This is a genomic window from Bacillus sp. ok061, assembly GCF_900108285.1.
In the GTDB taxonomy this organism is placed as follows: domain Bacteria; phylum Bacillota; class Bacilli; order Bacillales; family Bacillaceae_G; genus Bacillus_A; species Bacillus_A thuringiensis_S.
The window spans coordinates 23,415-43,690 of the sequence record NZ_FNUW01000013.1; the positions used below are offsets into that span (position 1 = coordinate 23,415).

Genomic DNA, 20,276 nt, shown 5'->3' on the forward strand with positions numbered 1-20,276 from the left:
TTAATCAGTGGGAGTTTTGTTCATCCTCTACTAATTATTAACCTATGCCAATCTTGCTTCTACAGACATCCCGACTCCCACATAACTTACTTACATTCACCAATTTTGAGAGTAGATTCTTACTGCCCGCAAATAACCCGATAAAAAATAAAAATTCATATGCGTGTTTTTTTGTTACAATAAAGGAAAGTTACTTTTCGCAACGGTTTAACTCTCAAGAAAAATGATATATCTAGCAAAAACATAGTTTGGTCTATATAATGCAACTTCTACCTATTAAAAGAACATACACCCTTTTACATACGACATCATTTTTCTAAATTATACAGGGGGGAACGAACATGACCATTGAAAATCAATTTATTCAAAAAGTTTACTATAAAACATTTTTAACAGAAGAAACTTCTACTCCTGCATCGGAAGTACTCGGTGAAGCATATATAAATGAATCTAAAAATGAATTCTCCAACATTTCTAATATTCGATTTGCTCAAGGTGAATTTTATTATCAAAATAAAGATTTTGAAGCAGCTATATTTAAATGGGAAAAAGTAAATAATGCTCTTGCACTTTGGGCGACAAAAAATATTGCAGATGCTTATTTTGAACTAGGATTCTTACCAAAGGCAGAAGAAATTTATCAATCTATTCAAACGGAAGATACAACTCTTACGATGGAGGTTTCCTTACAACTTCTTTCTCTTTATATCGAACAAGATCGTTTAGGACTCGCTTTTAAGACGATTAGTGAAGCTGTTGCATTCCAACCGGATTATCCAAATATTACTGCAATTGCACGTTCTTTCTATGAAAAACAAGAAGATTGGAACAACGCTATCGAACTAGCTGTTCAAGAAGGTATTCGAACACAATCTTTACACTGGTTTGATACGTTAATAAATTACATAAACAAAGGATTTACAAAAAATATTAAGCCTGAATATTTCTATGAGTCTTTAAAAGCTCTATATGCTGTTGATCAAGCTCAATTTAAAGAGCTTGTTATTGCTCTTTGGAATAGCTATCAACATGAATCCTTATACCTTCCTTGGATTCAAAGTATTAATCATTTATTCTTGCATATTGAAACAGACAATAATGACGATTGGAATGAAATTTCTACTCGCTATCAAGAAACATACTTTGCATTAATTACCGGAAATCATTTTATGCATGAATTAAACGGACTTGTACCAAATTTATTAACAAATTGGTTTAGTTTAACGAAAGCAAAAGATTCTCTAGTTGTCTCTGCAGCAGTGTTAGCATGGAATGAAGTCTCACCTACAACTTTAGAATCATTACTCGTAAAAAGTGCTGGATCCTTACTTTCTAATACATCAGCTGAAGCAGATGTAAATATGGAAACAGTTTCTCATTTATTCGAAACAATCGCTGTATGGGCTGAGAAAAATGATGTAGATTTAAGTCATCAATTTACGCTACTAGTCCATGAACTATGTGATTTAAATGTCACACCACTACTAATAGCTGGAACTAGTGACCATGATAAAACATCATTTGTTAATTCAATATTGGGAGAGAACATCTTAACTGAAACTTTAACAACTCCTATTCTATTTAAAGACGCTAGTCAAACTGAAATAACAGAATTTACCGAGTTAGATATACGAAATATCCCTAACCTTGATGAATTCCATCAAATAACGGCTACATCTGCTCAGTCAGAACTTGAGAAAAAATGTATAGAAATTAAGCTACCAAGTAGGTTTTTAAGAAAAAATAAGTTTACATTTCTTCTTACACCATCCATTCAAGAGCAATTGGATAAAAACAATGCATACTTTGAATACTTACAAGCAGCAGATAGTCTTGTTTACGTATTAAATTCTTCTTCACCATTGCATAGTAAAGAAATTGATACATTAATTTATTTACGTGAACAAGTACCAAACTTACAAATTCACTTCGTATTACACACAAATAATACGACTACTAATGAAAAACTAATTAGTAAACTTAAAGTACATTTTCCAGATGCACAATTCTTCCCATACTCTCCTTCGCAAGAGAGTAGCCAGCAACTTGGAGATGTAACAGAATCTATTCTCTCTAATCTTGCAAAACGCGATATAGAAAAAGAACGTATAGAAAAGCTAATATGGTTTACACAAAAGACAATTGCTTATCTCATAAATGAACGTGTGGAATTAGAAAATACATTAGTAAAATCCGTACGCTGGAATAAACACATCTCAGTGAAACTTACTGGATTTATTAATAACCTTACTGCTCTTGAAAAAGATAAAATTCGCTCTATTACCGAATCCTATCTTTTAACGAAAGAAGAAATTACACGAGATATACATTCTCAAATTCCTGAATTATTACAGAGTTGCTCTGATCTTGTTCAAGAAGATAGTGATTTCAAACTAGTTCATGAAGAATTAAATGCTGCAATGAATGAACGTGTTCAAAAGCATGTACAACAGGTACTTCTTCCTAAATTTACTGGGTCTATTCAAGAATGGATTGAAACAGCACATAATGAATTTATTCAAGCTCAAGCTTATTTAGATGAAATGAGTGAAACGTTTAATAAATTATATAAAGAAGAACGTATGAAACTTCCTTGCGATTTCAAATTATTAGATGATTGGAATCGAGATGTTGCACGAATGACAAATCGAATTACAGTAACGAACATCAATATTTTATTACGCTTTACACCGACACAGTTTTTCTTAAAAAGTGCCGGAAAATTATTTGGTAATATGCAAAAAAACCAATCTATGCTCGCCAACAAATATAAACAATATATTGAAACAGAAGACTATACAGAAATTGCTCACACAATTTCCAAACAATTCTTCCTTCAATTTGAAGTATTTGAAGGTGCATTAGAACGTGATATCATGATGTTCTTCAAAGATCCACTTAATATATTGAAACAAAATGTAGATGCAGCTCAACTTGAGATACAGGAAGACGAGCAAACATTAGCGACGCTAAGAAGCAATCCAGAAACATATCATGATCCTTTGGCGTTATTTAAACTACAATTACTACAACATAAATTTGTTTTAAGTACTACAAAGAAACATGAAGATATCTCTGTATCAAACGAATCTCCTACTGTTTAACAAAAAAACCAAGCAAACTAAAATTTGCTTGGTTTTTTTTACTTTATTATTTTCATATGTTCAAACGGATAATAAATGCCTGCTAACTTTCCTAACACATCTTCTCTATCAATAAAACCTAAACCATTTCTACTATCTTTACTTATTAAGCGATTATCTCCCATAACAAAAATCTTATTTTTAGGAACTGTAATCGGTCCAAAGTCCTCTGTTAAATTCATAAGTTTTTTTTCTGCTTGTTTTTTATTACTATCCAAATACTCTTCATCTTTCACTTCAGAATTTACATATAATTGATCATTTCTCATCTCAATTATATCTCCAGGCAATCCAATCACTCTTTTGACATAAAAATTATCTGTTTTCACAACAATAATATCTTCTCTCCCATAGCTTTCAAATTGTTTTGCTAACTTATTAACAATCACCTTATCTCCATCTTGCAACGTTGGCCTCATAGATGCTCCTTTTACAGTCGTCGGAAAAAACACAAAAATTTTCGCCAAAAACACCAATAAACATGCAATTGCAATAGTTCCAAAGAATTCACGCCAACGTTTTTTCTTTTGCATCATTTCACCAACTCATCATCTTTTTACTTTTATTATAAATAATACGACCGGTGATTTTCTACAAAATTCTGAATTGTAAAATTATAATATTAGAAATTTTAAAATAAAAATACTGATCAAATTAACAAGCAAAAAAGATACTCTCAAAATAGTCTATCCACTATTTTTGAGAGTATCTTTTTATAATCCCACATATACAATACACATTTGAGCAGCTACATATGTAAGCCAAATCCAAAGTGGCTCATACTTCAATTTACGCCCTCCGATATCTGTCACGCCAATAATGAAATCAGAAATTACAAACAGTAAGCCACCAAACGCTGGTATCCACCATATCCCTGTATTTTCATAATATAAGGCGAATGCAAAGCAAGCCATTCCTCCAACCCACAATCCGTAAATTAGAGCTCCTATCGTAAACAACTTATCCTGTTTATCATTTCGGATAAAGAAGAACCATCCTACAATTAGAAAGAGCCCATATACGAGTAAGCCAATCCAAAAACCATTCCATGAAATTCCTGTTTGCAAAAATGCTTTTACATAAAAACAATGAGCAAGAGCGAAAGTAACCATCCCTCCAATTAATCGATGACCAATTGGAATCAGCCCAGCCATAAACAAATCTCCCACAGTCGATAAAGTCATACCAAGTGCAACCCACGTACTATACTCTACAGATGGATCTTGTAACCATATCCAAATTGCACTACCTGTTAAAGAAAAACTAAGAATAAGACGGATTGCTAAAGGTAACGGCATATTAGCTTTCGTTCTTTTTGTCTGCCCCATTGCATAAATTGCACCAATAAAAAAAAGAAGTATTTGCCCAATTAACACCACGTAAAGTAGATTCATAATATGTTCTCCTCAATAAATGCTTTTTGTATCTTTTTTCGTTACACTTAGTCTATTATCCTTTTTCTAAAAAAAGAAGAACAGCACTGTTCTTCCATTGTAATCGCTTTTCTGCTCTCTATGCTACTTGTTTTTCTTGCTCCATTTTTTGCTTAGCTGGTGTCCGATTTACCACAATAATTCCCGCGGCTACACATGCTAAACCGAGTAGCACAAATGAATGAATTGCTTCACCTAAAATCATGCTCGATAATAACACACCAAATACGGGTATAAAGAACATATACATAGATACTTTTCCAACCTTGTTGTACTTCATAATTGTATTCCAAATGCAAAAACCAGCTGCAGATAAGAAAGATAAATAAATCAGCATAAGTAGTGCATGTAGACTAAATGTAAATGGCATTACTCCAACTTGTAAAGCCCCTATACATAATAATCCTATAGAACCAAACATCATTTGGTATGCTGTCATATAGCCAACATCTAATGTTTTACTACCTTCTTTTGCTAATATGTTTCCATATGAATACAGTATTGCTGCACTAAGAAGTAATAAGCTTCCGATTCCAAAATGAAATGATAAGCTACCATCACTCGGCACATTTACTAAAATGACGCCACAAAAACCAATCGATACCCCAATTATTTTTCTCATATTGAGAGCATCATCTTTATATAAAAAATGGGCGAGTAAAATTTGAAAGAATGATGATGTCCCTGAAATGATAGCTCCTTCAATTCCCGAACTATAACTCATTCCAATGTAAAAACAGATATATTGAAGAAACGTTTGGAATAAACCAATTTGTATTAACTGTTTCCCCGTTCCTTTTTTGAAGCTCATATCTTTTCCTAACACTTTAAAGAATAATAAGAGCATGACTCCAGATAAAAAGAAACGATAACCGGCAAATAATATTTGCTCTCCAACTTCTTGTGGTTGAATTCCAAGTTCAACATAACTTAATTTAATAAAAGGAAATGCGCTTCCCCATAAAAAAGTTGCTACTATTGCAGCAATAAATACGCCAATCGGATGGGTAAAAAATTTCTCTGTCTTCACTTGTTGTCTTCCTTTCCGACCTTTTTATGAACAATATTCATATATACCAAAGGAATTGCGAAAACACAAGTTTTCCGTTTATACTTGAAACAAAACTGTACCATCTCATAAAAACATATGATATACTATAGAATAATTACAACATAATAACTATTAAAAACAGATTCAACAGAAATGCTGCTATCCATTATGGATGGCAGCTTTCGTCGTTTTATAGGGGTTTCGATTTTGATTATTTTTCTCAATAAGAATTCGGAAGGAGCGAGTAGTAATGAACTCAGAAGTAAAAACGTTACACGCAAAAGAAACAATTCCTCATCCCTCTTTATGGGACATATTAAAAAAGCATTATGAACTTGTATTTGCAGTGACATCTGGTATTTTTATTTTAGCTGGCTGGCTATTCACAAAGAACGATGCAATGAATGTAGGTATTACTTGCTATATCCTTGCTTATATAGTTGGTGGATATGCAAAAGCGAAAGAAGGCATTGAAGATACGATTGAAGAAAAAGAGCTAAATGTTGAAATGCTAATGCTCTTTGCAGCTATTGGTGCTGCAATTATTGGCTACTGGGCAGAAGGGGCTATCTTAATCTTTATCTTTGCGCTCAGCGGTGCTATGGAATCTTATACGTTAAGTAAAAGCCAAAAAGAAATTTCCGCTCTTCTTGACTTACAACCTGAAGAAGCATTACGTATTTCCAACGGAACTGAGGAACGTGTTCCTGTTGGAGAGTTACAAATTAACGACATTATTTTAATTAAACCTGGTGAACGTGTTCCTGCTGACGGTACGATTCATAACGGTGAAACAAATATCGATGAAGCAGCAATCACGGGAGAACCTATTCCAAATGAGAAAAGACATGGCGATGAAGTATTTGCAGGTACTGTAAATTTACGTGGTGCTATCGAAGTTAAAATTACGAAGCCAAGCGATCAAACATTATTCCAAAAGATTATCCGTCTCGTCCAAAGTGCACAAAGTGAAAAATCACCATCACAACTATTCATCGAAAAGTTTGAAGGAACATACGTAAAAGGTGTACTACTCGTTGTTACGCTTATGATGTTCGTTCCTCATTTCTTAATTGACTGGAGCTGGAATGAAACGTTTTATCGCGCTATGATCTTACTTGTAGTCGCATCTCCTTGTGCACTCGTTGCTGCCATTACACCAGCAACGTTATCTGCAATTTCTAACGGAGCAAGAAATGGAATTCTCTTTAAAGGTGGAATACATTTAGAACGCCTTGCTTCGGTGAAAGCAATCGCGTTTGATAAAACAGGAACATTAACAGAAGGGAAACCTACCGTAACAGATGTATATGTTCGAGAAAATATAACAGAAAAAGAAGTACTTTCTATTACAGCATCCATTGAAAGTCACTCTACACATCCTTTAGCTGAATCCATTGTTAAATATGCACAACATGCGTACGACATTACATTAAAAAAACCAGAAAAGGTTGAAGATGTAACTGGTTTTGGGCTAAAAGGAATATTCGAAAACAACGCTTATAAAATAGGTAAAGCTGATTTTATCGGTGAAGAAACAAAAACATTCCATAATGGTATTTCTGCCTCACTTGAAAAGGAAGGTAAAACTGTCGTTTATATTAGTGATGAGGGAGGCATTCTTGGACTTATCGCTTTAAAAGATACGCTTCGCCAAGAAACAATAGCTGCTATTCGTGAATTACAAATCATTGGTGTCGAAGCAATTATGATTACTGGCGATAATGAGGAAACAGCAAAGGCAATTGCCTCTGAAAGTAATATAAAAGAATATTACGCATCATGTTTACCAGAAACAAAAGTTGAAACCATTAAAAAGTTAAAAGAAAAATACGGTACAGTAGCAATGGTCGGAGACGGTATAAATGATGCACCAGCACTCGCTACTGCTAGCATTGGTGTAGCAATGGGAGAAGGAACAGACGTAGCTTTAGAAACTGCGGATGTTGTACTGATGAAGAACGAATTATCTCGACTTTCTCAAGCGATCCGTCTATCAAAACGAATGAACCGTATTGTGAAGCAAAACGTAATCTTTTCGCTAGCTGTAATTGCACTACTAATTTGTTCAAATTTCTTACAATTTTTAGCTCTTCCATTCGGTGTTATTGGGCATGAAGGAAGTACGATTCTTGTCATTTTGAATGGCTTACGATTATTAAAAGGAAACAAATAAAACGGGTCCCTCATAAAGGACCCGCTTTTTTTAATGGTAGCTATTATGCCCATTCGCACTGCTACTCGTTTTATGCTTTGGATGCGAACTGCTTTTTTGTTTATTGTTATTTTTATTATTATGGTTCTTTTTATTATTACTCATGAAATATCCCCCCTGTTCCCTATTATTATGGAACAAGAGCTCACTTTTCATTACGGGAATTATTGTCACCCGTTCTATAATGATGGAGTAAACCATTAATTTCACCGCCAAGTAAAATTACCCATCCAGTTAAATAAAACCATAACATTAAAATAATGATACCACCGAGACCACCATATGTATTGGCGTAATTTGCAAACTTATCTACATAATAAGCAAATGAGTACGATACCACAATCCATCCTACAGTAGCAAATAACGCCCCTGAAATAACTTCTCTTCTTTTTAATTTTCGATCTGGTGCAAATGTATATAAAAAACTAAACAATGCAAATAACACGAAGAAACTCGCTACTAATCGTGTAATGCTCCATACGAAAGAGAAACTATCTGATAAACCGAGTGCTTTAAACACTGCTGCTCCAATAACTTGTCCGAATACTGGGACAATTAACGCAAAGACAATCATAAAAATGATAGCTAATGTAAACACAATTGATAACGCTCTTGTTGTAATAAAAGAACGTGTTTCCTTCACATCATAAGCGCGGTTAAAAGCATTCATAACCGCATTAACACCATTTGAGGCAAACCATAACATAGATAATAAACCAAACGATAATAAACCACCATTTTGCTGGTTTACAACTTTATCTACATTTACCTCAATTAAGTTCATTGCATCATCTGGTACATAAACCTCTAATAAACTAAGCACATCCTCTGTTTGAATGGGGATAAATCCAAGAAGCGTAATTAAGAAAACGAGCCCAGGAAAAATTGCAAGCAAGAAGAAATAAGCGAGCTGTGCTGCCAAGCCCGCTACATCATCGCGCATCGTCCGGTCATACAAATCTTTACCAAACGAATAAGTACGATTTCTTCTCACCTTTTCTAAAATTTTTCTCATATATGTTTAAACACTTTTCTTCTCTTCTTTATCTTGCTTCAACTCAATGTACGCTTCAGTTTTTTTTTCCTCTTTATTTGAGTCTTTCATAAATAATTCACGCGCTTCTTTCATACCACCATCTTCAGCAACTACTGGCTCTTCTTCTGCTTTCAGCTCATCTACCTTTGGAGATACAGCTTGAATTTCAATCGTTTCTGGCTTTTCTTCTGACTCAACTTTTTTCTTACTAAAAATTTCTTTCGTTTCTTTTAACGTCTCTACAACAGATGGCGTTAATTTTTTAATTTCTGCTACTTTCGCTTTTACCACATTGAAATCAGCAAGTTCGCGTCCTTTATCTGTAACAGTTTGCACCTTTTCTTTGATCTTTGCATTTTCACCAATTTCAATCATCTTTGTTTTTGCTTTTTCTGCTGTATTTTTTACTTTTTCACGGTTTTCTTTCTTTAACATGGATACAGCTACACCTGCCGCTACACCAATCGCAATGTTTCGAGCAATATTATTTTTCTTTGCCATATTCCTTCACCCTTTCATTTCTTATGTTAGAAAGTATTTCTTTCTAAGCTTCCTCATATTCCTTGTTCATTTCGAATGAAAGCTAATAGCTTTGCACACCCTTCTGTTACAAGGTCATATACTTCTTGGAAATTCCCTGTATAGTAAGGGTCAGGAACGTCTGTCCAGCCACCGTCTGGAACAAAGTCGGACAGCCTACCAATATAGCCTCCAGTTTTACCTAAACTTTTTAAATCTGCTATATTCTTGTTGTCCATGGCAATAATATAATCAAACTTTGTTAAGTCTTCTTTTTCTACTTGCCTTGCTTTAATTCCTTCAAAAGTGACTGCATTTTCTTTTAAAATTTTTTGTGTTCCTTTATGTGGCGGATGGCCAACATGCCAATCTCCAGTTCCTGCAGAATCAATGACAATTTTCTCTTCAAGTCCCTCTTTTACGACAAGATTTCGAAAAATCGCTTCTGCCATCGGAGAACGGCAAATGTTCCCAAGACAAACAAACAATACTTGAACCATGTTTTTGTTTCTTCCCTTCTTGGTGCATTTCTTCATATATACTTATAGTATAAACAACCAATTATGAAATATAAAGGAAATCCCTACTAATTTAATAGGATTGAAAAGATCCATTAACGAAAATGATAAAAAATGTTAAGATAGCCTTATGTTATTTTAAAGGGGGACACTTCGGTGGATTTATCCGTAAAGTCAGAAGAAAACGTTGAATACATGGTCGAAGCTATTAAAGAAAAATTACGTATGGTTAATGCTGGAGCGATGAGAGCTGCTAGTTTTAACGAAGAAATGTACGAAGATTTACGTGATATTTATGATCATGTTATGAAACGTGAAACATTCAGCATTAGTGAAATGCAAGCTATTACAGAAGAATTAGGTACATTAATTAAAAAGTAAAAAAGCCTCTCTTATATGAGGCTCTTTTTTATTTCCAACAAATTCATGACAACTCTTCTCTTTCCCTCAACCAACTGTAAAATATTGTACAATAGAAGTAGAACCTCACCTTAGATTTTTTCTCCATACATACTACTCACAAATAATAGCAACACTACCATTGCTAACTGTTTTTACTGGAGGTGCTTACTTATGAGCAATTGGTACAGTAAGACGAAAGATCAAACATTAATCGACCTAGAAACAAATGAACAACACGGTTTAACAGATGAAATTGTAAATGAACGTTTAAAGCAATACGGTTCTAATGAATTAGCTACAAAACAAAAACGCACTTTATGGCAACGTATTTTCGCCCAAATTAATGACGTTCTCGTATATGTCCTTATTATTGCAGCCCTTATTTCCGCCTTTGTAGGTGAATGGGCTGATGCAAGTATTATTGCACTCGTTGTAGTTTTAAATGCTGTTATCGGTGTTGTCCAAGAATCGAAAGCAGAACAAGCCTTAGAGGCATTGAAGAAGATGGCGACACCTAAAGCAATTGTCAAGCGAGATGGTGAACTAAAAGAAATTCCATCTGAGCACGTCGTTCCAGGGGATATCGTTATGCTCGACGCCGGACGATATATCCCATGTGATTTACGCCTTATCGAAACCGCAAATTTAAAAGTTGAAGAATCTGCTCTAACTGGTGAATCTGTCCCTGTTGATAAAGATGCAATCTACCACCCTTCCATGCAAAGTGATGAACAAGTACCACTCGGCGATCAAAAAAACATGGCCTTTATGTCTACTCTTGTAACATACGGAAGAGGCGTCGGTGTTGCTGTTGAAACTGGAATGAACTCACAAATTGGTAAGATTGCTACCCTTTTACATGAAGCAGACGATGATATGACACCACTTCAAAAAAGCTTAGCACAAGTCGGAAAATATTTAGGATTTGTCGCTGTAGCTATTTGTATCGTTATGTTCCTCATCGGTTTTTTACAAGGCCGGGATACGTTAGAAATGTTTATGACTGCTATTAGTTTAGCCGTTGCAGCTATTCCAGAAGGCTTGCCAGCTATCGTTTCCATCGTTCTTGCAATTGGTGTGCAACGTATGATTAAACAAAACGTTATCATTCGGAAACTACCAGCTGTTGAAGCCCTCGGTTCTGTCACAATTATTTGTTCAGATAAAACAGGTACGTTAACGCAAAATAAAATGACCGTTACTCACTTTTATAGTGATAACACATACGATCGCTTAGAAAGTTTAAATGTAAATAATGATGCGCAACGTCTATTGTTAGAAAATATGGTGCTATGTAATGATGCGTCTTACAATAACGAATCACAAACGGGAGACCCGACTGAAATTGCACTTCTCGTTGCTGGAACCACTTTTAACATGCAAAAAGATCATTTAGAAAAAATACATGAACGTGTTAACGAAGTACCTTTCGATTCAGATCGTAAAATGATGTCAACCGTACATACATACGATGAAAGCTACTATAGCATGACGAAAGGTGCTATCGATAAGCTCTTACCTCGATGTACCCATATTTTTAAAAACGGCAAAATCGAGATTTTAACTGATTCCGATAAAAATCAAATATTAGAATCTGCCGGAGCAATGTCTCAAGAAGCTTTAAGAGTACTTTCATTCGCATTTAAAAAATACAATTCAAACGATGTGGATATAAATCATCTTGAAGAAAATCTTATCTTTATCGGTCTTGTCGGTATGATTGATCCACCGCGAACTGAAGTGAAAGATTCAATTACAGAATGTAAAAAAGCCGGTATTCGCACAGTTATGATTACCGGTGACCATAAAGATACCGCCTTTGCAATTGCTAAAGAACTTGGCATTGCTGAAGAAATATCTGAAATTATGATTGGAACTGAATTAGATAACATTTCAGATACAGAACTAGCTAGCAAAATTAATCATTTAAATGTATTCGCTAGAGTCTCTCCAGAGCATAAAGTGAAAATTGTAAAGGCATTACGCGCAAAAGGAAATATCGTTTCTATGACTGGTGATGGTGTCAATGATGCACCATCTTTAAAGCAAGCTGATGTTGGCGTAGCGATGGGCATTACAGGAACAGATGTCGCAAAAGGAGCAGCGGACGTCGTGTTAACAGATGATAATTTCTCATCTATCGTGAAAGCTGTTGAGGAAGGTAGAAATATTTATCGTAACATAAAAAAATCAATTCTCTTCCTACTCTCTTGTAACTTCGGAGAAATTATCGCTTTATTTTTAGCGATTTTACTTGGCTGGGCAACACCCCTACGACCTATTCATATTTTGTGGGTAAATTTAATTACAGATACACTGCCTGCATTATCACTTGGGGTTGATCCTGAAGATCCAGATGTGATGAAGGAAAAACCACGACATGCGAAAGAAAGCTTATTTAGTGGTAGCGTTCCTTTTCTTGTTTTCAATGGGCTTGTCATTGGACTTTTAACGCTAATAGCTTTTATTGCCGGAGCAAAATTCTATACTGGAGATACAAATTTATTCCCTCTTTTCCCAGAGCGAATTGATGAGGATGCTCTATTACATGCCCAAACGATGGCATTTGTCGTTCTTAGTTTTTCTCAGCTTGTTCATTCATTTAACTTGCGTTCAAGAACGAAATCGATTTTTTCAATTGGGATCTTTACAAATAAATATTTAGTCTTCTCCCTTCTTATCGGTGTTCTTATGCAAGTTTGTATCATCTCCATCCCGCCCCTTGCAAATATATTCGGTGTACATGCATTAACGATGCGAGATTGGGGATTTGTTCTCTTATTAATTATCATTCCACTTGTTGTGAATGAGATTATTAAATTAGTGAAGAGAAACTAAAAGGCAATGAGGACTATTCCTCATTGCCTTTTCATTTATCCTTGTAATTCTTTTTTGATATTCTCTGTTAATGTAGCCATACGCTTGCGACTTTCTTCACGCTCACGTTTATTTTGTTCTTCAATTTGTTGTGTTTCTTGCATACCTCTTGAAATAATGTTCCAAGTTTCCTCAAGTGTTTCCATTTTAATACTAGAAGAACCTGATAATCTCGCTACTTCTACACTTTGCGTTGCGATATTTTGTGCATTTTTCTTAAGTAATTCATTTGTACGGCGATCAAGTTCAGCCATAGAATCTGCAACAAGCTTTTGACGTTTCGCATTTACTGCTTGAATGATACCATTTTTAAAGATAGGAATCGTTGTAATAAATGCTGTATTGATTTTACCAATTAATTTATTATTACCACGTTGAATCATGCGAATTTGCGGCGCTGTAAGTAGCGCAACCATACGCGCTTTTTCTAAATCATCAATACGTTGCTCTAAAATTTCAACCGAGTTTTTAAGCGACTCTAATTCAATACCTGCTAATTGATCATTATTACGCACGCGCTCTTCATACATCGGAACTAATTCTGTATTTAAACGCTCTAATAACATTTCTCCTGCTACTACATACTTCTCTAAGTCTAAATAATATTTTAAGTTTTGCTCATACAAGCCATCTAACGTACCAATTGATTTTTTCATCTCATCTTGGTACTTCGTAATTTCCACATAAACTTTATCAATTTCGCGGCCCATCGTTTGATATTTACTAAAGATTTGTTCTATCATTTTATCCGCTTTTTTGAACATGCGCGAGAAGAAACCACTTTTTTCTTCCGCAAAGTCTTTACTATCAAATCTGTCCATAATTTTACCAAGTTGCTTTAACAATTCACCAGAATCTTCTATCTTTGATAGAGACATTGTATGTAAAATTTGATCAGCGAAACGTGAAATTTCCATAGAAGGTTCTTTTCCAAGTTCAATTAATTCCAGTTGATCTTTAATATCTACTGCGTTATAAATACGTTGCACATCTGCATCTTGTCTAAGTTGCAATCGAACATCTTGTGCGGTTTGCTCATTCAATTCAGTTTTCGAATCTAGTACGACTGGGTTATTCATATGGTATTCTCCCTTTCCTTATAAAAATGGACGAAATAGTCCTTTTATTGTTTGTGATAAATTTTTATAGGCTGATGAACCATGAAACTCAAGATCGAAATTAACTTCTTCAAGCCAATGGGAATCAAATGCTCCTGCTTCAACATACGGTTCAATATCGTTTCTGCCCGTGGGATTGAAATGGAATACATCTACTCCAATTTGATTCAAAAATAGTAATAAAACAGCGTCAGAACGAGTTAATTCTCCGCTCTTCTCATTATTAAATATAACAATTTTCGGTACATCTTGTGAATAATCAAATTTCTCAAGCTGCTCTAAAATATTAGGTGGTATTTGAGAAAGTTGTGCGAAAACATACAGTGCTACATCTTGTTTCGTTTCTTTCGCAATCGGTTTGCACATTTCACTTTCGCACGTATGGATAATCGCCTCTGCAATCCCATGTTGTAAACCTTCCGGTAAACGCTTATGCGGCCACCAATGGCTATTCATAATTAGATCAGGATGTAATTTCCCGGCTCGGTCCAATGCATCTCGATAATGATATTGGAAATTTGCTTTCTGCTCTTTCGTAAACGGGAATGTATTAATTAATAAACTGTTATCAAATGATGTAACAACCTTTAATCGTTGAAAATATTCTTTATCATTCTTTGAAACGCCTGATATTTTCGCAAATAAAGAAGGAATATAAATATGTTTATTTTCAACATAAAATGTCGGACGTACAAATGCCTTTTCTTTCGTAATTAAAAAGAGTTCATCATATGTCGTTTTTAACGTACGTGCTACAGGTGTATACGAACGAAATTGCCACGGTTTATATAATAGTGAATTATCGTGGTGAAGTACTTGTTCAATTTCTTTCGAAGCTTGATACGCTACTGTTGCAACACGCTCACGTCGACGATCAGGGAATGGTTCAAGCGAAATGCGACCCGGATGAGATACAACAAAAGTTCTTCCCTCTTCATCAATATTTTCAAATCCATCTTTTCCTTCGGGGTGATAATAAAGCACATCACAACCGAGCATAATAAGAAAATATAAGAAATATATACGGCTTTCCTGTGCATCACCATACCAAACGATACGCGGCATTTGTTTCTTATAATTAATCGTAGAGAACCACTTCGCTACGTAATTTTCGCTTAGTTTAATTATGTCGATTAAGAAACGACGGAAGCCTTCTGTCTTTAACGACTGATTATGTTGTTTCTCATATAATTTCAATACTGAAATGAACGTCGCATGTATGTAATGCTGTAAATCAGGATTGTCTACTTTCGGTAAAAGTTGTTTCCCAGATAAGTGTGCAACTAGCCTATTTACTGTCAGACCATTTGGTGCTTCTTGATGTAATCCGAACACTTCTTGAATATGACGAAGCTTTTCCGAATCAATCACTTTGTTTAAATTTTGTTCGTGTAAAACTTCAATTCCTTTCGCTTCACTATAATCAAACAGTTCATTAAAATATTCATCTACATCATTAGGAACGCCAAGGATTCGACATGCTATATAACTAAATTTCATTTCATTCTCTGTCAGCTCATATTGTGGACGTTTTTCTAAAAGTGTTTCAAATTGCTTTAAATCCGATTCATCTTTTAATGCATATGGTTGAAGTGTAAAACGTGAAAACACAACAGTTCACCTCCAAAAACATTTACGTTTTTTCTAAGTCTTTCTTCTATTATAAACTATTTTTGGTTATAAAAAATGGGCGCTCACAAAACGAGCAAACCCATTTCAATTATTTATGGTCTTCTTTAGTAGCTGCAACTTCTTCTTTAGCTTGTCCAGAATTCTTCATGTAGTGAAGTATAAATGTTGCTCCAAATGCTACAACTAAAATAATAAAGAATAGTGTATGACTAACCTCAATCTTGATTAAAGACAGTAACATTTTCGATGCGATAATTAAGATTAAAATATATGCTGTCGTTTCAAGCTCTGGAATACGCTCTAACAATTTTAAGAATACACCAGCGATACCACGCATCATTAAAATACCGAGCATTCCGCCTAATAATAAAATCCAAACTTCATTAGATACACCAAATGCAGCAAGTACGCTATCTACAGAGAATGCGATATCCATTAATTCAACCATCGCAACTGTTCCCCAGAAGACACCGAACATTCTAAAGAGAATACTGTTTTGATTCATACCGTGAGCTTCGTCTTCTTCACTTGCACCTTTACGCTTATCAATAAAGTATTTTACTGATAACCAAGCAAGGTAAAGTGCACCAAGAAGTTTTACCCACCATAATTTAATTAAGAACATTCCAATTCCAATTGCAATAAAGCGGAACACATAAGCTCCAATAAGTCCATAGAATAATGCTTTTTTACGTTTTTCTTCCGGAAGATGTTTTACCATTACTGCTAACACAAGTGCGTTATCAGCAGATAACAAACCTTCAAGTACAACAAGTGTACCTATTAATCCCCAAGATACTGGATCTTGCAACACTTTAATCCACATGTCCAAGTCGAAAAACTGAGCATACGTATCAAGGATTCCTTGCAAAATACTCATCTTACCTTTATCCCCTATTCTTTGCTAGATTTATAGAAAGGTCAAAAAAAGGAAACGAATATCGTTTCCTTTCTATGCATCCAAGCCATACGCTCTTACAAGCGCACCTAAACCACCTTGGAATCCACTTCCTACTGCATTAAACTTCCACTGTCCATTATGACGGTATAATTCACAAAAGACAACTGCTGTTTCGATGGAGAAATCTTCCCCTAAATCAAAACGAAGAACTTCTTCATTCGTCTCTTCATTTGCTAAACGAACAAACGCATTTCCTACTTGTCCAAAGTTTTGACTACGGCCTTCTGCATCATAAATCGTAACTGTAATAGCAATTCTGTGCACATCTGCTGGAACTTTCTTTAAGTCCACAACAAGTTGCTCATCGTCACCTTCACCTTCACCTGTACGGTTATCTCCTGTATGTAAAACAGATCCACAAGGAGACTGTAAATTATTATAGAAGATAAAATCAGTTTCCTTCGTACATTTTCCGTTTGCATCTAATAAAAAGGCAGATGCATCTAAATCGAAATCTGATCCACCGTCATAAGATTTAATATCCCATCCAAGACCAATTACTGCTTTTGTTAAACCAGGGCTTGTCTTACCCAAATCAATTTTCTGTCCTTTTTGTAATTGAATAACCATCTATATTCACCTCTATATTTTTATCTTTAAAATATATCCATCGGTAAACATACATTTCACCGATGGATATATAAATTAAATCTATTACTCTACGTCTAAACCAAAGTTATTACATAGAGACGCTAATCCACCTTGGAATCCACTTCCGATTGCATTGAATTTCCAGTCACCTGCATGACGGTATAATTCACCTACTACTACGGCTGTTTCAATAGAGAAATCTTCTCCTAAATCGTAACGAATTAATTCTGCATTCTTTTCTTCATCTAAAATACGTACGAAAGAGTTAGAAACTTGTCCGAAGTTTTGGCTACGACCTTCTCCATCATAGATTGTAATTGTGAAACAAATACGTTCGATATGTGCAGGTACATTTTTCAAATCTACTTTGATCGATTCGTCATCACCTTCACCTTCGCCAGTTCGGTTATCTCCTAAATGCTCGACAGCACCATTCGCACCTTTTGGGTTATTATAGAAGACGAAATCCTCTGCACCTGAAACTTTACCGTTAGCACCTACTAAAAAAATACTAACATCTAAATCGAAATCGTTTTGTCCGTCATAACGATTCGTATCCCAACCTAGTCCTACAAGAACTTTTGAAAGACCCGGATTCGTTTTTGTTAAGTCTACCTTTTGTCCTTTTTTCAATGAAATTGATGCCATATTCAATTCCTCCTCGGTTTATTTTATTGATAACGTGATACAATCTCACTTAAGTTTTTATCTTGTGTGCCTTCTCCAACAGCTGAAAACTTCCATTCACTTCCGTGACGATACATTTCACCTGCAATTAGAGTCGTTTTGCCAGCATAATTATCCGATAAATTATAGCGTGCTAATTCTTCACCAGTTTGCGGGTTTTGAATACGAATATATGCATTACGAATCATCCCGAAATCTTGACGACGATTTACACAGTCATAAATATTTACAACGAATACTAAACGATTAATACGGCTCGGAACTTTATGTAATTCTACGAAAATTGTTTCGTCATCACCAGCGCCTTCACCTGTTAAATTATCTCCTGAATGAATAATACTACCACAAGTAGAAAGTTTGTTTCCGAAGTAAACTAAATCATTTTTGTTTAAAAAACGATCTCCTTCTAACATAACAACAGATGCATCACAATCTACATTTGGTTTACTTCCAAATAATGAAGACAGAAATCCACCTGATTGCCCAATTGGATCCCAGCCTAAGCCAACCTGTAGTTTTGCTACTTTTGGTTGTCCTTTCGTTAAATCGATCTTTTGACCTTTTTCTAAAATAATAGGCATGAAGTTTCTCCCTTTCTACAAAGCATTTTCCAAATCGGAAAATATTGTATTCTTCTCTTATATTGTAGCATTATTTACCTAGCGATAAAAAGGATAAATTCTCAGTTATATGAAAACATTCATATAATTTACTTATGATGATGTAAGAAGTGGTAAATAGCACCAATCATTCCTGCACAATTACCGTTTTGTGCAAGTTCAATCTCACAATTATTATAAATCTCTTGATTTAAGTATTTACTGACCTCTTCTTTTACTTCTTTTAAAAACTCATTTCCTCTATCGGTAATTCCTCCACCAATAATAATCTTTTCTGGATTGAAAATATAAGCAAGATTACTAATTCCGATTGCTAAATGTTTAAAGAAGATCCTAACTGCTTGAGCAACTTCCCGATCTCCTTTATCATACAACTCGAAAATTAATCTCCCATTCCACTCGCCTTTGCCTTTATATTTTCTGACAAGACGAATTAATCCTGAAATCGAGGCAACCTCTTCAAACTGTTTTCCTTCTATTAACATATTCCCCCATTCACCAGCACTAAATGAATGTCCTCGGTACAATTCTCCGTCTATAAAAATCGCTCCCCCAATCCCTGTTCCAAGGGTGAGCATAATAAAGTTCTCTTTCTCTCTTCCACTACCATTCCATTTTTCTCCAAACGCTGCACAATTCACATCATTGTCAATCGATACTGGAACTTTTAATATCTCTTGCAATCTATCAATAATAGGAATAGTACGATATCCCGGAATATGATCCGCACCTCCCGTCACAATTCCTTTACTAATATCAACAATCCCCGTGGTGCTAATACCAATTCCTGCAATAGTATGTTCATTCATTATTTTTTTTGATACATATATCAGTTTTTGAATAATTTGTTCTCCGCCTAAATGAATTTCTGTTGCAACTGTTTTACGCTTTAATACTCTCCCTATTTCTGAAACAATGCCATACTTAATTTGCGTACCGCCAATATCAAACGCTATATACTCTTTCATCTACTGCCACTTCCTCTACCGTTATGAATGTAAATTCTCCGCCTCTACTATTTGTAGGAAATCTACATTAACTCTTTTCTGCTTTGAGAAATACACCACCTTTTTCTATATATAGTTTTTTTTGCATAAAACTCTTTTTCCTAAGAAATATTACAAAGGGATGTATTTTAGATGGAATATTAATTTCTTAGGAGGAAAACCATGACGAAAATCTTCATTTTAGCATCAACACTCTCTTTATCTTTTTTTAGCGGTTTAAATATTGGTAATGCTGCAACTGAAAACTTCCGCCCATTAACAAACGCTATTGTACAAAATAGTGATCATTTTGCAGAAGGAAACTCAAAGGATAATAATAAACCTCCAGGAAATAACGGTTCTCAGAACGATAGTGGTTCTGGTGACAACGGTTCTGGCGATAACGGTTCTGGTAGCAGTGGCTCTGGTGGCAACGGCTCTGGTGGCAATGGTTCCGGCGGTAACGGTTCTGGTGGCAGTGGCTCTG

17 protein-coding genes and 1 pseudogene are annotated in these 20,276 nt (G+C 34.9%); 5 read left to right on the forward strand and 13 right to left on the reverse strand.

Annotated elements, in window-relative coordinates; genetic code table 11:
* Positions 1–341 precede the first annotated feature (341 nt).
* A complete protein-coding gene (locus C4S65_RS17750) occupies positions 342–3,104 on the forward strand; it encodes a hypothetical protein (protein WP_061655991.1) in 2,763 nt (920 codons plus the stop codon).
* Positions 3,105–3,142: 38 nt separating this feature from the next.
* On the opposite strand, the gene lepB is transcribed toward C4S65_RS17750, so the two are convergent.
* The 3 genes from lepB to C4S65_RS17765 form a co-directional block, all read right to left on the reverse strand.
* Positions 3,143–3,679: a signal peptidase I gene (gene lepB / locus C4S65_RS17755; protein ID WP_000983308.1), complete on the reverse strand. Its 537-nt coding sequence runs from the start codon at positions 3,677–3,679 to the stop codon at positions 3,143–3,145.
* Between the two features lie 177 nt (positions 3,680–3,856).
* Positions 3,857–4,537, reverse strand: coding sequence for a lysoplasmalogenase (locus C4S65_RS17760; RefSeq protein ID WP_098536136.1), 681 nt, complete (start codon positions 4,535–4,537; stop codon positions 3,857–3,859).
* 118 nt (positions 4,538–4,655) lie between these two features.
* Complete coding sequence (locus tag C4S65_RS17765) at positions 4,656–5,606, reverse strand: DMT family transporter (RefSeq protein ID WP_000845705.1); 951 nt, start codon at positions 5,604–5,606, stop codon at positions 4,656–4,658.
* Between the two features lie 271 nt (positions 5,607–5,877).
* Here C4S65_RS17765 and C4S65_RS17770 point away from each other — a divergent pair, with 271 nt between their 5' ends.
* A complete protein-coding gene (locus C4S65_RS17770) occupies positions 5,878–7,803 on the forward strand; it encodes a heavy metal translocating P-type ATPase (RefSeq protein WP_061666212.1) in 1,926 nt (641 codons plus the stop codon).
* 184 nt (positions 7,804–7,987) lie between these two features.
* On the opposite strand, the gene C4S65_RS17780 is transcribed toward C4S65_RS17770, so the two are convergent.
* From C4S65_RS17780 to C4S65_RS17790, 3 genes are read right to left on the reverse strand one after another with little or no spacing between them, the layout of a single operon-like run.
* The gene (locus C4S65_RS17780) at positions 7,988–8,857 is read right to left on the reverse strand and encodes a YihY/virulence factor BrkB family protein (RefSeq protein WP_001226537.1); all 870 of its coding nucleotides are present in this window, start codon (positions 8,855–8,857) and stop codon (positions 7,988–7,990) included.
* 6 nt (positions 8,858–8,863) lie between these two features.
* Positions 8,864–9,379, reverse strand: a complete 516-nt coding sequence (locus tag C4S65_RS17785; RefSeq protein ID WP_001085391.1) for a DUF4075 domain-containing protein — start codon at positions 9,377–9,379, stop codon at positions 8,864–8,866.
* Between the two features lie 53 nt (positions 9,380–9,432).
* A complete protein-coding gene (locus C4S65_RS17790) occupies positions 9,433–9,897 on the reverse strand; it encodes a low molecular weight protein-tyrosine-phosphatase (protein ID WP_000250916.1) in 465 nt (154 codons plus the stop codon).
* A gap of 174 nt (positions 9,898–10,071) precedes the next feature.
* On the opposite strand from C4S65_RS17790, the gene C4S65_RS17795 reads away from it, so the two are divergent.
* Positions 10,072–10,296, forward strand: coding sequence for a DUF1128 domain-containing protein (locus C4S65_RS17795; RefSeq protein WP_000366196.1), 225 nt, complete (start codon positions 10,072–10,074; stop codon positions 10,294–10,296).
* A 192-nt stretch (positions 10,297–10,488) separates the two neighbouring features.
* Positions 10,489–13,155 carry a cation-translocating P-type ATPase gene (locus tag C4S65_RS17800; protein WP_098617824.1) on the forward strand — a complete coding sequence of 889 codons (2,667 nt, stop codon included), beginning with the start codon at positions 10,489–10,491 and terminating at the stop codon, positions 13,153–13,155.
* 35 nt (positions 13,156–13,190) lie between these two features.
* On the opposite strand, the gene C4S65_RS17805 is transcribed toward C4S65_RS17800, so the two are convergent.
* The 7 genes from C4S65_RS17805 to C4S65_RS17835 form a co-directional block, all read right to left on the reverse strand.
* Complete coding sequence (locus C4S65_RS17805) at positions 13,191–14,273, reverse strand: toxic anion resistance protein (protein WP_001064413.1); 1,083 nt, start codon at positions 14,271–14,273, stop codon at positions 13,191–13,193.
* Between the two features lie 18 nt (positions 14,274–14,291).
* A complete protein-coding gene (locus tag C4S65_RS17810) occupies positions 14,292–15,923 on the reverse strand; it encodes a YceG family protein (protein WP_000492855.1) in 1,632 nt (543 codons plus the stop codon).
* 109 nt (positions 15,924–16,032) lie between these two features.
* Positions 16,033–16,824 (reverse strand): TerC family protein, encoded by a 792-nt coding sequence (locus tag C4S65_RS17815; RefSeq protein ID WP_000025706.1) that lies wholly within the window; start codon positions 16,822–16,824, stop codon positions 16,033–16,035.
* A gap of 72 nt (positions 16,825–16,896) precedes the next feature.
* Positions 16,897–17,475 carry a TerD family protein gene (locus C4S65_RS17820; protein ID WP_000236653.1) on the reverse strand — a complete coding sequence of 193 codons (579 nt, stop codon included), beginning with the start codon at positions 17,473–17,475 and terminating at the stop codon, positions 16,897–16,899.
* 84 nt (positions 17,476–17,559) lie between these two features.
* On the reverse strand, positions 17,560–18,144 hold the full coding sequence (locus C4S65_RS17825; protein WP_000146729.1) for a TerD family protein: 585 nt from the start codon (positions 18,142–18,144) through the stop codon (positions 17,560–17,562).
* Positions 18,145–18,167: 23 nt separating this feature from the next.
* Positions 18,168–18,764, reverse strand: a complete 597-nt coding sequence (locus C4S65_RS17830) for a TerD family protein (protein WP_001121586.1) — start codon at positions 18,762–18,764, stop codon at positions 18,168–18,170.
* A 128-nt stretch (positions 18,765–18,892) separates the two neighbouring features.
* A complete protein-coding gene (locus C4S65_RS17835; RefSeq protein WP_000666111.1) occupies positions 18,893–19,771 on the reverse strand; it encodes an ROK family protein in 879 nt (292 codons plus the stop codon).
* A gap of 201 nt (positions 19,772–19,972) precedes the next feature.
* Here C4S65_RS17835 and C4S65_RS17840 point away from each other — a divergent pair.
* Positions 19,973–20,276: pseudogene (locus C4S65_RS17840) on the forward strand (peptidase); the annotation flags it as partial.

What these genes read in the sequence shown, in the direction of transcription:
- C4S65_RS17750 (WP_061655991.1), top strand. Translation starts at nt 342, where the DNA reads ATGACCATTGAAAATCAATTTATTCAAAAAGTTTACTATAAAACATTT.
- lepB (WP_000983308.1), bottom strand. Translation starts at nt 3,679, where the DNA reads ATGATGCAAAAGAAAAAACGTTGGCGTGAATTCTTTGGAACTATTGCA.
- C4S65_RS17760 (WP_098536136.1), bottom strand. Translation starts at nt 4,537, where the DNA reads ATGAATCTACTTTACGTGGTGTTAATTGGGCAAATACTTCTTTTTTTT.
- C4S65_RS17770 (WP_061666212.1), top strand. Translation starts at nt 5,878, where the DNA reads ATGAACTCAGAAGTAAAAACGTTACACGCAAAAGAAACAATTCCTCAT.
- C4S65_RS17780 (WP_001226537.1), bottom strand. Translation starts at nt 8,857, where the DNA reads ATGAGAAAAATTTTAGAAAAGGTGAGAAGAAATCGTACTTATTCGTTT.
- C4S65_RS17785 (WP_001085391.1), bottom strand. Translation starts at nt 9,379, where the DNA reads ATGGCAAAGAAAAATAATATTGCTCGAAACATTGCGATTGGTGTAGCG.
- C4S65_RS17790 (WP_000250916.1), bottom strand. Translation starts at nt 9,897, where the DNA reads ATGGTTCAAGTATTGTTTGTTTGTCTTGGGAACATTTGCCGTTCTCCG.
- C4S65_RS17800 (WP_098617824.1), top strand. Translation starts at nt 10,489, where the DNA reads ATGAGCAATTGGTACAGTAAGACGAAAGATCAAACATTAATCGACCTA.
- C4S65_RS17805 (WP_001064413.1), bottom strand. Translation starts at nt 14,273, where the DNA reads ATGAATAACCCAGTCGTACTAGATTCGAAAACTGAATTGAATGAGCAA.
- C4S65_RS17815 (WP_000025706.1), bottom strand. Translation starts at nt 16,824, where the DNA reads ATGAGTATTTTGCAAGGAATCCTTGATACGTATGCTCAGTTTTTCGAC.
- C4S65_RS17820 (WP_000236653.1), bottom strand. Translation starts at nt 17,475, where the DNA reads ATGGTTATTCAATTACAAAAAGGACAGAAAATTGATTTGGGTAAGACA.
- C4S65_RS17825 (WP_000146729.1), bottom strand. Translation starts at nt 18,144, where the DNA reads ATGGCATCAATTTCATTGAAAAAAGGACAAAAGGTAGACTTAACAAAA.
- C4S65_RS17830 (WP_001121586.1), bottom strand. Translation starts at nt 18,764, where the DNA reads ATGCCTATTATTTTAGAAAAAGGTCAAAAGATCGATTTAACGAAAGGA.
- C4S65_RS17835 (WP_000666111.1), bottom strand. Translation starts at nt 19,771, where the DNA reads ATGAAAGAGTATATAGCGTTTGATATTGGCGGTACGCAAATTAAGTAT.